Here is a 2,267-nt window from a genome sequence, read left to right on the forward strand (position 1 = left end):
ATGCGAGAGGCTCCACCACTGATCACCACATCTACCGAATGCTCTGTCATCCGCTTCAGCAGGTTATCGCGCAGATAGGTCATCACAGCTTTGCGGTAGAGGGTTTGAACGGCAGAAACAGCCTCTGAGAAATCCACCACTCCAGCCTGGGACGGTGCGACCTGGTGAGGATCACCCGAACTCAGGGCTCGCATCAAAGCTGGATAATCGGGGGTAGTCACTCCAGCTGACCGTGCTCCTTTTTCAAAGAAAAACCAAAAGCCAGGGCCATCTGAGTTGGTGCCGTTCATGTTCAGCGTGCCGTTGTCGAAAGCCAGCAGCGAGAGATTGCGGTGCCCCATCATCATGACCGTGGTTCGGCGTTGCTCAATTACCTCTCCAATTCGAGCCAGGTGCTGCTTGCGGATGAGATAGAGGCCAAAACCTTCGGGGTAGCACTTGAAGGTCAGATCCACCTGCTGAAATTTCCCACGACAGGTAAAGCCCTTTTGACACAGGTCTTTGAATCGCGTCACAATCACCGACTGGGTCGAGAATTCCCCCAGGGGCAACGCTAACCAGACCACCGCCTGGTAGCGACTGGGCAATTGCTCAATGTCAGCGATTATCCCCAACGCCGCCGCCAGCTTATAAACGGCCTGCTCATACTTTTTAGCGGACAGGCTATTCATCTCCAAAAACGCTTTGGCCGCTTCACCCACCATCACCACATCCTTATCCAGTTCTAACCAGGCCATGTCTTGAGGGCGACCAGCGGTACTCACCCCAGAGAGAACGACCGAGGATAAGCCATCGGCTACTTCTGCCCCCATCCAAATCGGAGCGCATTGATCTGGCTGAACTCGATAAAACAGCTTGGAGGCCGACGAGCCTAAATCAGCGGCTAACTGAACCACAGGGGGGATACCTGGAGAAAGTTTCATGGTGAAACCCAGAACGTTACCTCTTCACCATAGGGTGATCTAACCTCTAAGGATGAAAAAGGTTAATTAAATTTACTTTCAAGTCAGAAATACCTAGAAAATGGTTATACAATGTTAGCTAAGCCAGGTCGCTCATCGATGCTACGCCCCCTCTGGGGGGCTTCGCGGAGAGGCCACACAGTACGCCAGGGTTTTGGCAAAAACCGGGCAACGGCCCTCCCCACAGGGTTTCTACCGCTTTTGAAGACGCTTTCGTTTTCGCTCCAGGGTGGCGTCATTTTTTTAACCAACTTTCTCCATGCTTTCCACGAGCAACCTCTCTGCGGCTCAAGCGGAGACCTATTACACAAAAGAGGATTATTACTCCTCAGAAGAAGCGGCTTACCCGACGAAGTGGGTGGGTAAAGGGGCTGTGTCGTTGGGTTTGGTTGGGACAGTGAGTCAGGAGGCGTTCAGCCAAATGCTCTCGGGGCAGGCTCCGGACGGGCGATCGCTGATGGGGAAAGTGGTTAATCCAGAAAAGCGACGAGCGGCGACCGATTTTACCTTCAGCGCCCCGAAGAGTGTCAGCATTGCGGCTCTGGTGCAGCAGGACGAGCGGGTGTTGGAGGCTCATCATCAGGCAGTGGCCAAGGCGTTGTCGGTGTTGGAAGAGCGCTATGCCCAGACGAGGATTTCAACCGAGGCCGGGCGGACAAAGGTGACGACGGGGAATATCGCGGCGGCGGTGTTTACCCATTCCACCAGCCGGGAGGCGGAGCCACAGCTGCACAGCCATTGTGTGGTGATGAATGCGACGCAGTTGGCGGATGGACGGTGGTTTAGTTTGAGTAATGAGGCGGCGATCGCCAACCAAAAACTCCTTGGGCAGATTTATCAGAATGAGCTGGCCGTAGCGCTGAAGCAGCAAGGATTCCAGATCGAGCAAAAGGCCCATGGACAGTTTGAACTGGTGGGATATTCTCCCGAGTTGCTCAAGGCATTTTCGACCCGGCGGCAACAGATCCTGAAGCTGATTGAGGAGTGGGAAGCCACTGGCTCTGAGAATAATCGGGCCACGCGGGAAACGGCGACGCTGGTGTCGCGGAAGCGGAAACCCAAGGAGGTGGACGAGGGGCTGTTACAGCGGGGGTGGAATGCGCTGATTCAGTTGAAGGGGTTGGAGTTGCCAGAGTTGCCGGATGGCAATGTCCAGGCAATTGGCGACCAGCCATCTGCCACATCGGTAATTGACGCGGCGATTCAGCACTGTGGGGAGCGGGAGTCGGTGTTTCGGCGGACAACGCTGGAGCGGTTTGTCTTCGAGCACGAGTTGGGGGTGCAGGGGTTTGAGGCAATTGAGGG

At 55.1% G+C, this 2,267-nt stretch carries 2 protein-coding genes; one reads left to right on the forward strand and one right to left on the reverse strand.

The annotated features are described in order from the left end of the window. The coding region (locus tag IQ254_RS30805) for a hypothetical protein (protein WP_193969943.1) at nucleotides 1–923 on the reverse strand (923 nt) is incomplete at its 3' end. A 298-nt stretch (nucleotides 924–1,221) separates the two neighbouring features. On the opposite strand from IQ254_RS30805, the gene mobF reads away from it, so the two are divergent. Further along, the coding region (gene mobF, locus IQ254_RS30810) for a MobF family relaxase (RefSeq protein WP_193969944.1) at nucleotides 1,222–2,267 on the forward strand (1,046 nt) is incomplete at its 3' end.

Origin of the sequence: Nodosilinea sp. LEGE 07088 (assembly GCF_015207395.1) — a bacterium.
In the GTDB taxonomy this organism is placed as follows: Bacteria; Cyanobacteriota; Cyanobacteriia; order Phormidesmidales; family Phormidesmidaceae; genus Nodosilinea.